A 16,593-nucleotide genomic window follows, 5' to 3' on the forward strand; every position below is an offset into this window, starting at 1 on the left:
GCTTTCAGGGACACCTGCCGCTAAACTGAGATGGTCAGCTTGGTCGGGGTTTCCATCATCAGGTCTTGCAGCACATCCAGCAGCGTATCGACATTCACCGTTTCCGGGCTCACCACATCAGTCGAGAAGTAGCGCAGAAACACCCGCCGCGTTTGCTCGTCCATGCCCTGATGCAGGGCCATTGACCACGTTGGAAACATCCGCTCCCGCACATCAGCGCAAGACAGCAAAATAATGTTGGAATGACGCGGGTCGCGGGAAATACGGTGATACAGCGCCGACACTTCGACACGCCCGCCCTCGATCACCTGAATGAAGTGGTCGCCATTGTAGTGGAGCAGCCCAGTCAGGTGGAGTCGCGGATTGTTGCGCTTGCAGGTCTCGATCAGCGCTTTGATATCCAAATCTTCAGACGGATTGCGCTGGCTATAATACACAAGGCGGGTGAGGTTCATGCTGGCCTCCCTAGGTAATCTTTAATCCACATCTAGTAGTGTTGCGAGTTGATACAGGCAATATCAAGTAAAACCTACCCAGTTTCATGGCTTATCCACAGATAAACGACCCGAAGCGGCAACAGAAAACGCCGCCCCAGCAAGCTAGGGCGGCGCATCCGCATCTGTCATCCAGATGGGTGTTTCTTAAGCCAATGCGGCCTTGGCTTTTTCGACGACTGCGGCAAATGCCTCTGGCTCGTTCACAGCCAAGTCAGCCAGCACTTTGCGGTCGACTTCGATGCCAGCCAAGGACAGGCCGTTGATGAAGCGCGAATATGTCAGCGCTTCGTCGATGGCACGGCAGCCAGCGTTGATCCGCTGGATCCACAGAGCGCGGAAGTTGCGCTTGCGGTTCTTACGGTCGCGGGTCGCGTATTGGTTCGCCTTGTCCACCGCCTGCGTCGCAACGCGGAAGGTGTTCTTGCGGCGACCTTGGTAGCCTTTGGCGGCTTTGATGATTTTCTTGTGGCGGGCGTGTGTTACGACGCCGGATGTAACTCTGGACATATCAAATTCTCCTTAGCGCGCGTATGGCATGTATTTTTTCACGATCTTTTCATCTGCTGCGCAGAGGATCGTGGTGCCACGGGCGGTGCGGATAAACTTGGTAGAGCGCTTGATCATGCCGTGGCGCTTGCCTGCTTGACCAGCTTTGACGCGACCGGAGGCCGTCATCGAGAAGCGCTTCTTAGCGCCTGATTTTGTCTTCATCTTCGGCATTTCCATCTCCTCAAAGATCGAGTGGTAGAACGCGCGACTCGGCATGCCATGCGCCGGACGTGCGGTGTGAGCGCGCTTCGTAGGACCAAAGCGGCGCCTTTGCAAGCCATGGAATGCAGCTTGTGGCCAGTTTAGCGCACAAATCCAGCGACAACTTTGGTGAAGACGTCTGGCAGATCCGAAATACTGTACCCGCCGGGGGCGCTGTAGACCGCAAAAACAATCATCCCACCAGACATCACAGCAGCGATAGTCGCCACCCGTGGTGCGCTTCCGTCCAGAAAGGCAGACAAAATGGCCGGAACCGTAAGCACGCCAATGACGATACCAATCACAAGAATAAGGTCATAGTCCAAGATCGCCTCCTCAAAAGGAATGACTTGTGGGAATACGCCGATTTACTCTGGGTCGGAGTTAAAAATCAACCTTTCCTCGCACGGAGCAACGCGAAGGATGTTGGTTGTTCCGGGCTGATTGAACGGCACACCGGCAGTCACAACGATCTGATCTTCCTCGGTCGCGAAGCCACCTTCGCGTGCGGCGCGTGCGGCGCTGACGACGGCCATCTTGAACCGCTCGACCGCACCAGGCGTAACAACGCAGTGCGTTCCCCAGCTCAGCGCCAAACGGCGAGCAGTGCCCACCAGAGGGGTCAGTGCGATGATCGGCACGTGCGGCCGTTCCCGCGACACCAGCAACGCCGTGGTGCCGGATTGGGTGAAACAGCAGATCGCCTTGATGTTCGTCGTCTCCGCGATTTCGCGGGCGGCCACAACGATACCGTCAGCAACCGTCGTCTTCTTGCCGCCGCGTTGCGCCGCGATGATGTCTAGGTAGTTCGGGTCGTTTTCAACTTCGATCGCCACGTTGTTCATCGTGGTCACGGCCTCGATAGGGAAGCTGCCTGCCGCGGATTCAGCCGAGAGCATGATCGCGTCAGTGCCTTCATAGATCGCCGTTGCCACGTCCGACACTTCGGCGCGGGTTGGCATTGGGCTGTCGATCATCGATTCCAGCATCTGCGTCGCCACGATTACCGGTTTTGCCACAGCGCGGCAGCGGCGGATCAGGCGCTTCTGGATCGGCGGCACATTCTGCACCGGAAGCTCGACCCCAAGGTCGCCACGGGCGACCATGATGCCGTCGGACACTGCAAGAATTTCGTCGAATGCCGTCACAGCAGCAGGTTTTTCGATTTTGGACAGGATCGCGGCGCGGCCATCGGCCAGTTCGCGGGCTTCCATCACATCCTCAGGGCGTTGCACGAAGGACAGGGCGAGCCAGTCGACGCCAAGCTGGCATACAAATTCCAGATCTTTGCGGTCTTTCTCGGACAGGGCTGCAAGCGGCAGCACCACGTCAGGCACGTTCACGCCCTTGCGGTTCGAGATGGTGCCGCCGACAGTTACTTCACAATTGGCGAAATCTGCGCCGCAGTCTTTGACCTTCAGACGGATTTTGCCGTCATTCACGAGCAGACTGGAGCCGGGCTCAAGTGCTGCGAAAATCTCTTTGTGCGGAAGCTGAACGCGGGTCACATCACCCTCGGCCGGATCAAGATCAAGACGGAAGGCGGCGCCGACCTCAAGCTCTTCTTCGCTGTTGGCGAATACGCCGACGCGCAGCTTGGGGCCCTGAAGGTCGGCCAGAATGGAAATCGGTCGGCCCAAGTCTTTTTCAACCTGACGGATGATTTGGTGACGCACGCGGATTTCGCTGTGGTCGCCATGGGACATATTCAGCCGGAAAACATCTGCTCCGGCCTCGAAGAGCGCGCGGATCATTTCATAGTCATTGGAGGCCGGCCCAAGGGTGGCCACGATCTTAACCTTGCGTAGTCTTCTTTTCATAATAATCCCTCGGTCGGCGGAAATGTTAGCGGTATCATATGACGGATACTGCGCCCTGCCGCAACTGGCGCTTTGTCACATTCAAGGCTATTCTAAGCAAAATTGTAACAGGCAAAACTCCGTGAGCGCTGAAAGTTTCGAAATTGTGGGCAAGAGCCGCCCGTCCCGCATGGTTTGCCTTTGCGACCATGCCACAAATACCGTTCCTGCGGGCCTACCGCCGCGCCTTGGCCTTCCAGAAGCTGATATGGCCCGACACATTGCCTATGATGTCGGGGCGGAAGGCGTAACCCGCGCGCTGGCCGAAGCCTTTGACGGTCCTGCCCTGATGTCGCGTTTTTCGCGGCTGGTGATCGACCCCAATCGCGGCGAGGACGATCCGACATTGCTGATGCGGCTTTATGACGGGTCAATCATTCCTGCAAATCGGTCTGCCTGTGTTGTCGAACGCGAACGCAGGCTGAACGCGTACCACCGCCCCTACCATACCGCCGCCGCCGATCTGATCGCGCAGCGCAACGCCCCGGTGATCGTCTCAATCCACAGCTTCACACCGCAGCTGAACGGTCGCCCGCCGCGCCCTTGGCATATTGGCGTGCTTTATGCGCAAGACGCACGGCTCGCCCTGCCGCTTTTGTCGCGACTGAACGCCGAAGATGATCTGTGTGTCGGTGACAATGAACCCTATTCCGGTCACCTGCCCGGCGACACGATGGAACGGCATGCGCTTACGCATGGCCACCTGCATGTCTTGATTGAACTGCGCAACGACCTCATCTTTACTGAAGACCAACAACTGGTATGGGCGGCGCGGCTTGCGCCGATCATCACCGCCGCCGTCGCGGATGCCGAAACCTGAAGGAATTTTGACCATGGACGCCCAAACCAAGCTGGAACTGGAAGCCGCTGCCTTCCGCACCTTGCAAGCCCACCTGCAACGGCGCACTGATGTGCAAAACATCGACATGATGAATCTGACAGGGTTTTGCCGGAACTGCCTAAGCCGCTGGTATCAAGAAGCCGCCAACGAGCGCGGGATCGAGATGACCAAGGACGAGGCGCGCAAAGATTTCTACGGAATGCCCTATGATCAGTGGCGCGACAAATACCAGACAGAAGCCAATGATGCGCAAAAAGCCGCGTTTGAAGTAGCGCATAAAGACGCCACATAACTGTGAATTGGGCCACGCACTGACTATGTGCTAAACTGCGTCCAAAGGAGACCGAGATGAAACGACTATCCCTGATCGCGCTGCTGGCCCTGCTGGCACAGCCTGCCGCTGCAAGCCAGTCGCCGATGCGTGACCATCTGAAGCAAGAATTACCGACATGGGGCTATGCCGATGTGGATGTCGACGGGCTGACCCGCCGACAAGTCGTCCACATCAACCACCTGCTTCACAGCAACAAGACACCCGCGCAAATTCGCGGCAATATCGGAGCCGTCTTGGGAGACAGCCTTTTGAAGACGCTGTTTGGTCGCCAATGATCCGCGCGGGGGTCATCGCAGCGCTGCTGGTATTGGCAGCACCGGTCACCGCCGCGCCGAACGAGCAGTTGTTGCGCTCGATCGAAAACCGGCTGGTGTTCTGGAACGTCGGCCCCGTTGACTACAAGGCGCTGTCCACATCGCAAGCAGCAGCGCTTCACATGAAGCTGTCAAACGCACCGTCGCGGTTCTCCGGGCGGTCACATATGTTCCGCCAGGAGTTGCTGACAATTCTGCGTTGGGATGGCAGCGAGAATAATTACTCGCTCAAGAAGTCAAACTAAAGCGCCTGCTTCATGCTTTCATCAAGGTAGATTTCGCGCAAACGTGCCGCCGATTTACCCGGCTTGCCGTCGCCCAATGCCACCCCGTCAATCTCCACGACAGGCATAACGAAGGTTGAGGCTGAGGTAATGAACGCCTCATCCGCGTTCTTGGCTTCTTCGATGGTGAAGGGGCGTTCTTCGATTTGCATCTGCGCCGCCTCTGCATAGGCCAGCACCGCCGCGCGGGTAATGCCGTGCAAGATCTCGTTGCCCAGATTGCGGGTGATGATCTTGCCGTCTTTCACAATATAGGCGTTGTTGGAGCTGCCTTCGGTGACGTGCCCGTCTTCCACCATCCACGCATCATCCACACCAGCGGCCTTGGCCATCATCTTGGCCATAGACGGGAACAGTAGCTGCGTCGTCTTGATGTCGCGACGGGCCCAGCGTTGATCGTCGACCGAGATCACCTTCATGCCGGTCGCAATCTTCGGGTTGTTCAGCAGGTTTGCCGTCTGGGTGAACAGCACGATCGTGGGCGTCACATCCTCGGACGGGAAGGCGAAGTCACGGTCGCCGGGATTGCCGCGCGAGATTTGCAGGTAGATCATGCCCTCGGTCAGCTCATTGCGCTTGACCAGTTGGTGATGCACTTCCAACAGATCCTCGGTCGAGATCGGATTTTGCATCTGCAACTCGTCTAGCGAGCGTTGCAGGCGTTTCGCGTGGCCGTCAAAGGCAAGGATTTTGCCGTCGAGGATCGACGTCACCTCATACACCGCATCGGCAAACAGGAAGCCGCGATCAAAGACAGACACCTTGGCCTCTTCTTCCGGCAGGTACTCTCCGTTCAGGTAAACGATGCGGCTCATATCACTATCCCCATAGCTCGGGCTTGGGCGCGTGGACCCCAGCCTCGTCAAAAATCAAAGGTTCATCGCGGTCTTCGGCCAGAAGCAGCGGGCCGTCAAGGTCGGTGAAGGCCACGCCTTGCGCCAAAATGGTTGCCGGAGCCATCGCCAGCGATGATCCGACCATGCAACCGACCATCACGCCGTAGCCTTGCGCCAGCCCTGCGTCCTTCAAAGCCAGCGCTTCGGTCAGCCCGCCGGTTTTGTCGAGCTTGATGTTGATGACGTCATATTTGCCCTTGAGCGACGGCAGCGAGGCGCGGTCGTGGCAAGCTTCGTCGGCGCAGACAGGCAAAGGCCGGTCGATCTCGGCCAGCATGTCATCTGCCCCTGCGGGCAAGGGTTGTTCCACCAGCTTCACGCCAAGGCGGACCAGATGCGGGGCGAGGTCTGAATAGACCTCTGCCGTCCAGCCCTCGTTGGCGTCGATGATGATAGGCGTGTTCGGCGCGCCACGGCGCACGGCCTCTAATCGGGGCATGTCGTCGGGAGTGCCGAGCTTGATCTTGAGCAGCGGGCGGTGGCTGTGTTTGCGTGCGCTGGCCTCCATCGCATCCGGCTCTGCCAGCGACAGGGTGTAGGCGGTGATCTCGGGCTTGGGTGCAGGCAGGCCCAGAATGTCCCAAACGCGGACGCCAGCTTTCTTGGCCTCCCAGTCCCATAAGGCGCAATCGACCGCGTTACGAGCCGCACCTGCGGGCAGGGCGCCTTGCAAGGCTGTGCGCGTGATCTCGGACGGCAGCGACAGGATTTCGGCGATCACCGAATCCAGTGTCTCGTCGTAGCGGGCATAGGGGACGCATTCGCCCTGCCCCGTCACTCCGTCGCGCTCCACGCGGACGGTCAGCACTTGCGCCTCAGTGCGCGAGCCGCGCGAGATGGTGAACACCTCCGCCAGCTGGAACACGTCCTTAGTGACTGTGATGCTCATAGCGCGGCTCTCCTTGGTTTAGATCAAAGTGCTTCGAGCGCATCCACGAGGCGCTCCGCGCCGAAGCGGAACGGATCAGTGGTGGGCAGGCCCATGCGGTCCTCGACCTCTTTGATATACGCGCGGGCCTCGTCCTCGGGCATGTGTTGGGTGTTGATGGAAATACCTGTGACCTGACAGGCCGGATTTGCCACCCGCGCCATGGTCAAGGCGGTCTCGCGCAGGGTTTCCAACGACGGCTGCTGATAGCCCGGCAGACCGCGCATGTGCTTGCGGGTCGGCTCGTGGCACAGCACCAACGCATCTGGCTGGCCGCCATGGATCAGCGCCATGGTCACGCCGGAATAAGACACGTGGTAGAGCGATCCTTGGCCTTCGATGTGATCCCAGTGGTCGTCGTCATTGTCAGGGGTCAAGTATTCCACAGCGCCCGCCATGAAGTCCGCTATCACCGCGTCCAGCGGCACGCCGCCACCGGTGATCAGGATTCCGGTTTGACCGGTTGGGCGGAAGGTGGATTTCATCCCTCGCTTGCGCATCTCAGCGTCCATGCAGAGGCCGGTATACATCTTGCCGACGGAGCAGTCGGTGCCGACCGCAAGGCAACGCTTGCCCGTGCGCTTGACGCCGTTGGCGATCGGGTAGGCAACAGAGGGGATGCGGACGTCGTGCAAGGTGCCGCCATGGACCTTTGCGGCCCGCTGGATTTCGTTTTCGTCGCGCAGCAGGTTGTGCAGGCCCGACGCGATGTCGTAGCCCATTTCCAACGCCTGAACGAGCACCTCTTTCCAAGCATTGGAAATGTAGCCGCCACGGTTGGCCACGCCGATCACCAGCGTTTTCGCGCCGGCATCCAAGCCCTCTTGAAGCGTCATGTCGGTCAGACCAATGGTCGTGCCACAGCCTTCCATGCGGAATTGGCCAATCGCGTTTTCCGGACGCCAATCCTTGATCCCTTGGGCGACCTTAGCGGACAGGGCATCCGGCGCATCGCCGAGGAAGAGGAGGTATGGGGTCTGGATCATAGCAGGGCTCCGAAGCTGGGTGATTTGGGTGGAGCATATGCCGCCGATAACAGTAATGTTTCGTTAGATGCAGCCCATTCCCTACCATCTTACGAAGAATCTACGGCCATAATGCGATCTATGCGAAGAATCTTCACTGGCTTTCGCCCTGCCGCGAAAGAAAACACAGTGACGCGCGATTGTTTTGGCCTAAACCTCTCGCTGAACAAATAAATGGAGACCCTGATGAGCACATTCGACGAAGACCTGTTTCTGAAAGGGCTGAAGCAGCGCAAAGCCACCTTAGGCGCGGAGTATGTGGAGAACAATTTGGCGGCGGCGGATGAATTTACCCTGCCATTCCAGGAAGCCATGACCGCGTGGTGCTGGGGCTTTGGCTGGGGGGATGACGTGATCGACGCCAAGACACGCTCGATGATGAACCTGTCGATGATTGGTGCCTTAGGCAAGATGAGCGAGTGGGAGTTGCATTGCCGTGGCGCGTTGAACAATGGCGTCACCAAGGAAGAACTTCGCGCGATCATCCACGTGATTGCGATCTATTGCGGCGTCCCGCAAGGGCTGGAATGCTTCCGCGCCGCCCGTAAAGTGCTGGAGGAAGCCGGGCTTTAGCCGCCCAGATCGTCCCAAATCGCCTCGACCCACGCCTTGATCTGCTGCGCTTCTTCCCAGCGGTTTGACATCTCTTTTCCGTCGGGGCCTGTCATCGCGTATTCGGGCGGTCCGAGTTCACACAGGAAGATGCAGTCGCCATCGGCGTTCCGGTCGCGCCAGGACGCCATGCCTTCGCGCCACCAACCTTTGAACAGCTCCACCCATTTCTGGTGCTGCGGAAAGCTCAGCGGAAGCTGGATTTGTTGGCGGGACGCGACACGCCCCTGAAAGCTGTCGGAGCGTTCGAGCACGCGGCTGATCAGCGCCAGGTCCGCTTCGGGGATCGGATACCAGAATTCGCGATCTACGACGTAGTGACTCAGGTCTGCGCAGACGCGCATGTCGGGAATGCGGTCCAGAAGTTGGAGCATGGTGTAGAGATCGTTGGTGATACAATTGCGGTGAGTTTCGAACTGGATCGGCATCCCGACTTTGTCGGACATCTCCATCCACGTCTCGATCACCGGCACCATGTCATCAAGCGCTATCGGCATAACCTGCCCGATCACATCCACAAACGGTGCGCCGAAGTCTTTGGCCATTTTCAACGTGTCTTCGAGGCTCTCAATCGTTTTCGGGAAAGCCACGATTAGAGGCGTCAGATTGTTTCGCTCCATATGCGGGCGTACGGCGTGAGCAACCGCCACATCTGACGCGCCCAGATCAATGGCCATGCCGTCAAACCCTGCGCTTGCGACCATTTCACAGACCTGATCATAGGGCAGCTTTACCCCTGTTTGATCATGCGGCTGCATTGCCCAAAGCGAAGTGTAGGTCTGAAGCCGCCTCATTCCGCTGGAATCCGCGCGGCACGCCCGCCGGAAAGCGGGACCACCCAGACTTCATCCATCGGATACTGGCTTTCATCCTTGGCCATCAGCTTGCGGATCACTTCTATCTGGAATTCGATCCAGCCCATGCGATGCACCTGACCGGCCTGCGCCTCGATCTTTTCGTTCAACGCGCGCAGCTTCCAGAATGGAACCGCAGGAAAAACATGGTGCGCGGTGTGATAGGGCATTTGCCAGCACAACCAGCGGATCAGCGCATTGGTGCGGGTGGAGCGGGTATTCTCCAGGATGTCATCTTCGTGGCTCAGCCCCAGATGTTCGATTGTGTTTTGCAACTGGTGAATGGGTTTGGTCAGGACCATAGGCAACAGCCAATAGGTAATGGCAACCCAAGTGCCTGCGGCGACCGAGAGCACTGCGATCATCGCATAGAGCAAGATGTGGATGCGGGCCTCTTTGATGATCTTCGCCTCTTCTTCGGCGCGAATGTAAGGCTCTAGAATGATCCCCCGTGCGCGGCGGATATTTCCGACAACGCGGTTGCGCCAATAGGTGACGCCACTCAGCCAAAGCAAATAGGTCGTCAGCGTATAGGGCTCGCGCACCAACTCGCCGTCGCGCTCCCAATCCTGCGTATAGGTATGGTGGGCAAAGTGCATCACTTGGTCGAAGTCTCGGGGGAAGATCTGGATGAACCCGATGATGCGGCCAAACACCTCGTTCGCCTTGCGCGTTCTGAAAACTGTGGCGTGGCTGAGTTCGTGCTGTGCTGCGTAAAGGAAATTCAGCAAAATACCGAGCGCTGCACCGGTAAGCCAGACCCAAGCTGTGCCCATGGCCTGCGCATGCAGGTAAGCGACGATGGCGATTGCGCCGACATGACTGGCCATTTGCAGCCCGCCTTGAAGATCTGATCGTTCGTTCAGCGCTCGCAATTCCTGAGGTGTCAGCAATTTGCGGCGCGAGAAGCTGGCTTCCATGATTGACCCCTTTACAAAGTATCGGAGCAGTTTGACCTGTTCTTTTTCTCATGTCATACGATTATAATTCACCTATTGCATGAGATTTTTTCATATGCCAATCCCTTCGACCTCTGCCCTGCAAGCCCTTGTAATGCTGTCGCGCACAGGCTCGATCACTGGCACGGCGGAGGCCTTGGCCGTCACGCAATCTGCAATCAGCCATAAATTGAAGGCGCTCGAAGATCAGTTGGGCTTTCCTTTGATGCGGAGAGAAGGGCGCGGCGTCCGGCTGACCGAGCGCGCCCGCCACTACGTGGCCGAGATCAGTCCGGCCTTGGACGTATTAACCCGCGCGTCGCAAACGCTGGCCCTTTCGGGGTCGTTGACCCTGAACGTGGCCTCCGGATTTGCAGCAAGCTGGCTTGCGCCAAGGATCGGCGGTTTTCTAGCAAAGCATCCCGGTGTTGCGCTTCGAATAAATACGCCGCGGGGCTACGGTGATCTGGGCGGGCGGCGCAACGACCTATATGTCAGCTTCCTGCTGCCCGAAGAGGTGCCTGCAGGGTCAACCAAGCTGATGGATGTCGGCTTTTTCCCTGTTGCCGCGCCGTCGATGATCGGCGGACAGATGTTGGCGGATGGCAATGCAGTTGCCCGGCTGCCTTTGCTGCATCTCGACAATCGCCAAGACTGGCAACGCTGGGTCTCCGCTGTGGGTGGCGAACAGGACCCCAATCCGGGCGTGGTGTTTCAGGACTTGCAGATCATGGAGATGGCCGCAAAAGCGGGGCAAGGCGTATCTCTTGGGGATCATCTGACCAGCAAGGCCGCGATGGAGCGCGGGGAGTTGATGCAAGCGCATCCCTTCGAATTACCGTCACCTCGCGCCTACTGGCTGGTGCACGGAAATGCGCCGCCAAGCGAAAGCGCCCAAGCCTTCGAAGCATGGATGTTGGCAGAACTCTAAGCGCGTGGCAGAAGGCCGATCGGCGCGTCATCCTCGGGCGCGAAATCCAGAGCCGGACCATTGGCGGTCGCCGTGTTGCGTTTGAATTCAAACACAACGGCTTCGCCATCAAAGGATGTCGCCACGACCAGCGCCTGATACAAATGGCGCGCGCCATCATAGATGTCGACAAGTCCGCGCAGGCGCGGAGCAAGGTCTTTTTCGATTGCGAAATGGTTGCCTGCGAGCCGCACCAAAGGGATCATATCTTCCCCCGACTGCACGCGAAGACGCGTCTTTTTGGTAGCGGCTTTCAAGCGCGCAGCGGCCAAACCATCCTCAATTTCCTTGGGTAAAAACTCAATCATTAAAGTGATTCCTCTACTCTCCCTCAGGGATTATTGAGCATGGACCCCGTTAACATCAAGTTTTTACGACAGATTTACGAAACTTTGACCTTCGGGCGCAGCACGTGCGGCGTCTCAGGATCATACAATGCACTGTCACGGAAGTCTTTAACCTCTGCCAAGGCCGGACCGACAAGGATCAGTGCCGTGCGGGTAATTTTCTCCGCTCGGACCTTTTCGCGGATATCTTTGAGCGTGCCGCGCAGGAAAATCTGATCCGGCCAAGAGGCGCGATAGGCGACCACTACGGGGCAGTCTTCGCCGTAATAGGGGATCAGCTGGCGCTCGATCTCGCGCAAGGCACGGATGCCCAAATGGATCGCCAACGTGGCCCCAGTGCGTGCGAAATTTTCCAGCGTCTCACCTGCTGGCATGGAGGTGGATTTCATCGACATGCGGGTCAGCACGATGGATTGCGCGATTTCCGGCACGGTGAGTTCTTGCCCCAACGCAGCGGCGGCGGCGGCGTAAGCAGGCACACCGGGGATGATTTCGTAGGGGATGCCTTCGGCCTTGAGGCGGCGAATTTGCTCGGCAATCGCACCATAGAGCGACGGGTCGCCCGAATGGACGCGGGCCACATCCTGCCCTTTGGCGTGGGCCGCAACGATCTCTGCGTGCGTATCGTCCAGCGTCATTGGGGCAGTATCCATAACGCGCGCACCCTCGGGCGCACCGGCCACGACCTCTTCCGGCACCAGCGAGCCCGCGTAGAGACACACAGGGCAGCGCGCGATGGTCTTCTGCGCCTTGATGGTCAGCAATTCGGGATCACCGGGGCCTGCGCCAATGAAGAATACGGTCATAGGTCAGTTCCTGTCTTGGCGAGGTCGCCGTCAATTTTGCGCGCGTAGCCGCGCGGTGTGTACATGCGCGGGCCTTCGCCCAATTGCGCCAGCTTGGAATGGCTGGAGCCGATCAAAACGACGGTCAGCATGTCGACCTCATCAACCTCCAACTCGTCCAAGCGGCGGTAGCGGACGTGCTCTTCTGGACGCCCCAAGGACGATGCCAGCATCACCGGCGTATCGGCGGGGCGGTGTTGCAACAGGATGTCGCGGGCTTCCGCCAGCAACGTGCGGCGGCGCATAGAAACGGGGTTGTAGAAGGCGATGACGAAGTCCCCTTCGGCCGCCGCGTGCAGGCGCTTGATGATATCCTCGCGCGGGGTCAGCAGGTCTGACAAAGATATCGCGCAGAAGTCGTGACCCAAAGGCGCACCTGCGCGGGCAGCGGCACCTTGCAAGGCGGACACGCCGGGGGTGGAAACGACCTCGATCCGGCGGGCGGCGTCGGTGACGCCCATCTCGTCCGGCCCACGGTCCAGCAATTCAAACACCAACGCACCCATGGCGTAGATGCCCGCGTCGCCGGAGCAAATCAGCGCCACATTGCGCCCCTCGCCCGCGCGTTCCAATGCGTAACGGCAGCGGTCTTCCTCGCCCCCCAAGGGAAAGTCGGAGCGTTGCTTACCGTAGGCCAGCGGCCCAAGCAGGTCGATATAGAGCCCGTAACCCACAAGTTCTTCTGCCTCGTTCACCAGTTGCGAAGCTTCCGGAGTGCGCCATGAATGCTGACCGGGGCCAATGCCGATGATCGACAGCTTGCCGCGCGCGCGACCGCGCAATTCGGTGATGGGGGTCGGCGCCAAGGCGACGGCGCAGGTGGCGTTTTTGGTTTTGTGCTTCGGCGCGATCAAGGTCGCGTCCTCGCCCGCCCCAGCCAATGCGGCGGCCTCGGATACCCCGTGGGTTCCGACCTCCGCAAAGACAACATCCGACGGGTATTCCAACCGATGAGTTTCGGCCTCCAGCGTCGCGGCGTCAAACACCCGTACCGGAATGTCGAAGGCGCGCGACAGGGCGTGCACGGCGGGCTCATCCGCTTTCAGGTCCAATGTATAAATCGCCCTAAGCGCGGCTGGCGCGATGTTGGAGTTCGCCAAAGTTTCCATAACAAGGTCATATAATTCTTCCGGCGCACAATCGCGCGCACAGCCCACGCCTAGGGTCAATTGCAGCGGGTGGAACACCAGATCAGCATCCGAGGACGCCACCGTGCATGCGATGGTAACATCGTCGCCCTTCGGCAAATCAGCCAGCCAAGGGGCGTGGCCCATGACGGTTGCGCCAGCGCCGGATAGCAGTTTGGCCATAACGCCTTTCGCGTTCTCGGGGTTGGCGAGGCGGTAGCCCGCGGGCGGCTCATCCAGTGCCACGCCAAGGGCCACGTCGCCAGCAGTCGTCACGGCAGCGGTGGCATCTATGGCTTTGGCAATTAGCGCCGCCATACGGTTCGCGCCACGATGACCGCCCAAGAGCGGTACGACCACTGCTCCGTCGTCCGAGACAGACAGCACGGGTGGCTCCGCTGTTTTGTCAGACAGCACTGGAGCTACGGCGCGGATCAGGATGCCGGAGGCGCATACCCCTACAATTGGCGTGCCTGCTTGGAATAGCATCCGCGTGTGGTCCAGCGCGTTGGCGAAGAACACATCCGCCTGATCGACACGGGTCTCGCGGCCATGCACGGGGGCGTCCAGAATTTCGGCGATGCGGTGCGCAGTGGCCTCGCCTGCGCGGTTGAGGCACAGGACAACGGGTTTTACAGCCATGGATCGGCCCCTTTGGTCAGCAAAATAATTGAAAAATACGGAGCCTTCTCAGGCGCTTGAGCGAGCGGCAGAACGACCTCTTCGGGCAGCGTCGCACGTTCGACATACATCGCCTGATCGGTCAGGCCTAGATCTTCGATGACTGCGCGGATTTTGGAAAGATGGCGTCCGACCTTCATGATGACCACGCTTTCGGCCCCATCTATCCGAGTGCGCAATTCGGCCTCGGGCAGCGGGCCGGGCAGGATCGTCAGGCGTTCGTTGCGGGCGGCAAGCGGCATCGCGGCGCGGGCGGCGCAGGCGGTGACGGAGGTGACGCCGGGGATGATTTGCGTGTCGAAGCGACTGGAGAGCCGCGCGAAGAGATACATGAAGGAGCCGTAAAAGAACGGATCGCCTTCGCAAAGGCAAACCACGTCCTCGCCGGTTTCTAAAACGGCGGCGATTTCCGCAGCGCCCGTGTCATAGGCATCTTGGGCGGGCTGGCGTTCGGTGCTCATCGGGACATCCATGCGGATTTCGCGGGCAGCCGACGGGATCAAACCGGCCGCTATGGCACGGGCGAAACTGTCCCCTCCGGCGAGCGTCGGGTAGGCGATGGTGGTCGCGCCCTCGATCAGCCGCGCAGCTTTCAGGGTGATCAGCTCCGGATCACCGGGGCCGAGGCCGACGCCATACAGGGTACCGCTCATCGCTTTACGAGGCTCCATTGGGTGACCGTCATCGACGGCCGCCAACCGGTCATGCGACCCACAGGTTCAGCCCGTTGCACGCTGATTTTAACCAGATCCCCACCGTGCTTTTTGTGCAGCGCGATGAGGATTGCCTCACTTTCGAGCGTCACCGCGTTGGCCACCAAGCGGCCGAGCGGGCGGAGGTTTTCCCAAGCGATGTTGAACACCTCGTGGCTCAGGCCGCCACCGACGAAAATCGCGTCAGGTGCGTCGAGGCCGTGCAAGGCCACGGGCACTTCGCCGTCAATCAGTTCCAGTTTGGGCGCGCCAAGGGCGAGCGCGTTCTCTGCGGCCATGGCGCGGCGGTCGGCACGGGGCTCAATCCCGATGGCACGGGCATACCGAGCAGCCCGCATCCATTCGATCGCGACGGAGCCAGAGCCTGTGCCGATGTCCCACAGAAGCGCCCCGCGCATGGGCATCAGCTTGGCGACAGTTGCGGCACGGACCTCTTGCTTGGTCATCGTGCCATCTGAATGGAACAGGCTGTCATCCAGCCCCGGCACGCGCGGCAAAAGCGCGGCGTCTGGTGCCGCGATGCAATGCACGGCGAGCGTGTTGAAAGCGGGGACCTCGTGCGACCAGTCCGCGGCGGTGCCGTCAAAGCGCTGCTCGCGCTCGCCCCCCATGGAGGCCAGCACGGTCATCTGCGATTGACCAAAGCCGCGCTCTGTCAGGAACTTCGCGATCTGAGCGGGCGTGTCCGCGCCGGTGGTCAAGATGATCAAACGCTGATCTGGCTGAATGAACGCCACCATTTGCTGCACAGGGCGACCATGCACGGTGAGGGTTTCGACGTCGGCAAGGCTCCAGCCCATGCGGGCGGCGGTCAATTGGAACGCGGACAACTGCGGATGATAGACAATCTGCGACGGGTCGATGGAACGCCCTATGCGCGCGCCAACCGAAAACCAAAGCGGATCGCCCGTTGCCAGCACGACAACGCGCTGCCCCTTGTAGCTTTCCAGCGTCTCGATCAACGCATCAAAGGGCGAAGGCCACGCGACGCGAGTGGCTGTAATATTCTCCGACAACTGGTGATGACGCTCGCCGCCGATGATAATTTCAGCCGCCTCAACCACGGCGCGGGTGACAGGAGTAAGGCCGTCCATGCCATCTTCGCCAATGCCCACGATATGGAGCCATTTGTCGGTCATGATTTATCCTCTGGCAGGCCAGCGGCCAAGGCGTTTACGGCAGCCGAAGCGAGAGCAGAGCCGCCTTTGCGGCCCCGAAGAGCCACGAAGTCGCACCCACGCGGGTTTGCAGCAAGCTCTGCCTTGGACTCAGCAGCGCCGACGAAACCGACTGGAAATCCCAAGATCACGGCAGGCTTCGGGAAACCTTGGTCGATGAGGTCAAGCAGGTGAAACAAGGCGGTTGGCGCATTCCCTATGGCAACCACAGCCCCTGCGATATGCGGCTCCCACAATTCCACCGCAGCGGCGGACCTTGTGTTGCCGATGCTTGCAGCGCGGTCCGGCGTCGACGGGTCGTTCAAGGTCACGATGACTTCGTTCTCGGAGGGCAAGTATCGCCGGATGATGCCTGCGCCTACCATTTCGCAGTCGCACAAGATCGGCTTCCCGGCGGCAAGCGCCTGATGGCCGACCAGATAGGCGTGATCTGAAAACGCCAGACGGTCCGCCACTTCGACCATGCCGCAGGCGTGGATCACCCGCGTCGCGAGGCGGTCCAGGCCATTCGGAAAGCGGTCCAGATTGGCCTCGGCCCGCACCGTTGCGAAGCTTTGGGCATAAATGGCCGAAGGGTCTTTTTCATAGGGGCGCATCAAG

At 59.6% G+C, this 16,593-nt stretch carries 22 protein-coding genes; 6 read left to right on the forward strand and 16 right to left on the reverse strand.

What is annotated here, in order from left to right; genetic code table 11:
- Window positions 1-20 precede the first annotated feature (20 nt).
- The 5 genes from BM352_RS01380 to pyk all read right to left on the reverse strand — a co-directional run bounded on the left by BM352_RS01380 (window position 21) and on the right by pyk (window position 3,067).
- The gene (locus BM352_RS01380; RefSeq protein WP_090211531.1) at window positions 21-455 is read right to left on the reverse strand and encodes a BLUF domain-containing protein; all 435 of its coding nucleotides are present in this window, start codon (window positions 453-455) and stop codon (window positions 21-23) included.
- Window positions 456-641: 186 nt separating this feature from the next.
- Window positions 642-1,004, reverse strand: coding sequence for a 50S ribosomal protein L20 (rplT, locus tag BM352_RS01385; RefSeq protein ID WP_090211534.1), 363 nt, complete (start codon window positions 1,002-1,004; stop codon window positions 642-644).
- Between the two features lie 12 nt (window positions 1,005-1,016).
- Window positions 1,017-1,217: a 50S ribosomal protein L35 gene (rpmI, locus tag BM352_RS01390; protein ID WP_073144367.1), complete on the reverse strand. Its 201-nt coding sequence runs from the start codon at window positions 1,215-1,217 to the stop codon at window positions 1,017-1,019.
- A 131-nt stretch (window positions 1,218-1,348) separates the two neighbouring features.
- Entirely contained in the window at window positions 1,349-1,573 is a 225-nt protein-coding gene (locus BM352_RS01395; RefSeq protein ID WP_090211537.1) for a hypothetical protein, read from the reverse strand.
- Window positions 1,574-1,615: 42 nt separating this feature from the next.
- Complete coding sequence (gene pyk / locus BM352_RS01400; RefSeq protein WP_090211540.1) at window positions 1,616-3,067, reverse strand: pyruvate kinase; 1,452 nt, start codon at window positions 3,065-3,067, stop codon at window positions 1,616-1,618.
- A gap of 121 nt (window positions 3,068-3,188) precedes the next feature.
- On the opposite strand from pyk, the gene BM352_RS01405 reads away from it, so the two are divergent.
- From BM352_RS01405 to BM352_RS01420, 4 genes are read left to right on the forward strand one after another with little or no spacing between them, the layout of a single operon-like run.
- The gene (locus BM352_RS01405) at window positions 3,189-3,926 is read left to right on the forward strand and encodes an N-formylglutamate amidohydrolase (RefSeq protein ID WP_245780884.1); all 738 of its coding nucleotides are present in this window, start codon (window positions 3,189-3,191) and stop codon (window positions 3,924-3,926) included.
- A gap of 13 nt (window positions 3,927-3,939) precedes the next feature.
- Window positions 3,940-4,239, forward strand: coding sequence for a DUF1244 domain-containing protein (locus BM352_RS01410; RefSeq protein ID WP_090211546.1), 300 nt, complete (start codon window positions 3,940-3,942; stop codon window positions 4,237-4,239).
- A 56-nt stretch (window positions 4,240-4,295) separates the two neighbouring features.
- Window positions 4,296-4,556, forward strand: a complete 261-nt coding sequence (locus BM352_RS01415; protein WP_090211549.1) for a hypothetical protein — start codon at window positions 4,296-4,298, stop codon at window positions 4,554-4,556.
- Complete coding sequence (locus BM352_RS01420; protein ID WP_090211553.1) at window positions 4,553-4,840, forward strand: hypothetical protein; 288 nt, start codon at window positions 4,553-4,555, stop codon at window positions 4,838-4,840. Before BM352_RS01415 ends, BM352_RS01420 begins: the two co-directional genes overlap by 4 nt.
- On the opposite strand, the gene BM352_RS01425 is transcribed toward BM352_RS01420, so the two are convergent.
- Genes BM352_RS01425 through dgcN form a run of 3 tightly spaced genes read right to left on the reverse strand, consistent with a single transcriptional unit; the run spans window position 4,837 to window position 7,689 of the window.
- The gene (locus tag BM352_RS01425) at window positions 4,837-5,694 is read right to left on the reverse strand and encodes a D-amino-acid transaminase (RefSeq protein WP_090211555.1); all 858 of its coding nucleotides are present in this window, start codon (window positions 5,692-5,694) and stop codon (window positions 4,837-4,839) included. The genes BM352_RS01420 and BM352_RS01425 overlap by 4 nt on opposite strands.
- Before the next feature lie 4 nt (window positions 5,695-5,698).
- The gene (gene dgcA, locus BM352_RS01430) at window positions 5,699-6,664 is read right to left on the reverse strand and encodes an N-acetyl-D-Glu racemase DgcA (protein ID WP_090211558.1); all 966 of its coding nucleotides are present in this window, start codon (window positions 6,662-6,664) and stop codon (window positions 5,699-5,701) included.
- Window positions 6,665-6,687: 23 nt separating this feature from the next.
- Entirely contained in the window at window positions 6,688-7,689 is a 1,002-nt protein-coding gene (gene dgcN, locus BM352_RS01435; RefSeq protein ID WP_090211560.1) for an N-acetyltransferase DgcN, read from the reverse strand.
- Between the two features lie 225 nt (window positions 7,690-7,914).
- On the opposite strand from dgcN, the gene BM352_RS01440 reads away from it, so the two are divergent.
- A complete protein-coding gene (locus BM352_RS01440; protein ID WP_090211563.1) occupies window positions 7,915-8,301 on the forward strand; it encodes a carboxymuconolactone decarboxylase family protein in 387 nt (128 codons plus the stop codon).
- Here the strand turns inward: BM352_RS01440 and BM352_RS01445 are convergent.
- Entirely contained in the window at window positions 8,298-9,134 is an 837-nt protein-coding gene (locus BM352_RS01445; protein WP_090211566.1) for a sugar phosphate isomerase/epimerase family protein, read from the reverse strand. The genes BM352_RS01440 and BM352_RS01445 overlap by 4 nt on opposite strands.
- Window positions 9,131-10,114: a fatty acid desaturase gene (locus tag BM352_RS01450; RefSeq protein ID WP_090211568.1), complete on the reverse strand. Its 984-nt coding sequence runs from the start codon at window positions 10,112-10,114 to the stop codon at window positions 9,131-9,133. The genes BM352_RS01445 and BM352_RS01450 overlap by 4 nt, the downstream gene beginning before the upstream one ends.
- A gap of 79 nt (window positions 10,115-10,193) precedes the next feature.
- On the opposite strand from BM352_RS01450, the gene BM352_RS01455 reads away from it, so the two are divergent.
- The gene (locus tag BM352_RS01455; protein WP_090211571.1) at window positions 10,194-11,063 is read left to right on the forward strand and encodes a LysR substrate-binding domain-containing protein; all 870 of its coding nucleotides are present in this window, start codon (window positions 10,194-10,196) and stop codon (window positions 11,061-11,063) included.
- Here BM352_RS01455 and BM352_RS01460 read toward each other — a convergent pair.
- The 6 genes from BM352_RS01460 to BM352_RS01485 all read right to left on the reverse strand — a co-directional run bounded on the left by BM352_RS01460 (window position 11,060) and on the right by BM352_RS01485 (window position 16,589).
- Entirely contained in the window at window positions 11,060-11,410 is a 351-nt protein-coding gene (locus BM352_RS01460; protein ID WP_090211574.1) for a hypothetical protein, read from the reverse strand. The genes BM352_RS01455 and BM352_RS01460 overlap by 4 nt on opposite strands.
- A 74-nt stretch (window positions 11,411-11,484) precedes the next feature.
- The gene (gene cobM, locus BM352_RS01465; protein ID WP_090211577.1) at window positions 11,485-12,255 is read right to left on the reverse strand and encodes a precorrin-4 C(11)-methyltransferase; all 771 of its coding nucleotides are present in this window, start codon (window positions 12,253-12,255) and stop codon (window positions 11,485-11,487) included.
- Complete coding sequence (gene cobJ / locus BM352_RS01470) at window positions 12,252-14,063, reverse strand: precorrin-3B C(17)-methyltransferase (RefSeq protein WP_090211580.1); 1,812 nt, start codon at window positions 14,061-14,063, stop codon at window positions 12,252-12,254. The genes cobM and cobJ overlap by 4 nt, the downstream gene beginning before the upstream one ends.
- Window positions 14,054-14,755 (reverse strand): precorrin-2 C(20)-methyltransferase, encoded by a 702-nt coding sequence (gene cobI / locus BM352_RS01475; protein WP_090211582.1) that lies wholly within the window; start codon window positions 14,753-14,755, stop codon window positions 14,054-14,056. The genes cobJ and cobI overlap by 10 nt, the downstream gene beginning before the upstream one ends.
- Entirely contained in the window at window positions 14,752-15,954 is a 1,203-nt protein-coding gene (gene cbiE, locus BM352_RS01480) for a precorrin-6y C5,15-methyltransferase (decarboxylating) subunit CbiE (protein ID WP_090211585.1), read from the reverse strand. Before cbiE ends, cobI begins: the two co-directional genes overlap by 4 nt.
- Window positions 15,951-16,589: a precorrin-8X methylmutase gene (locus BM352_RS01485; protein WP_175500593.1), complete on the reverse strand. Its 639-nt coding sequence runs from the start codon at window positions 16,587-16,589 to the stop codon at window positions 15,951-15,953. Before BM352_RS01485 ends, cbiE begins: the two co-directional genes overlap by 4 nt.
- Window positions 16,590-16,593: the final 4 nt, after the last annotated feature.

Origin of the sequence: Litoreibacter janthinus (assembly GCF_900111945.1) — a bacterium.
GTDB lineage: Bacteria > Pseudomonadota > Alphaproteobacteria > Rhodobacterales > Rhodobacteraceae > Litoreibacter > Litoreibacter janthinus.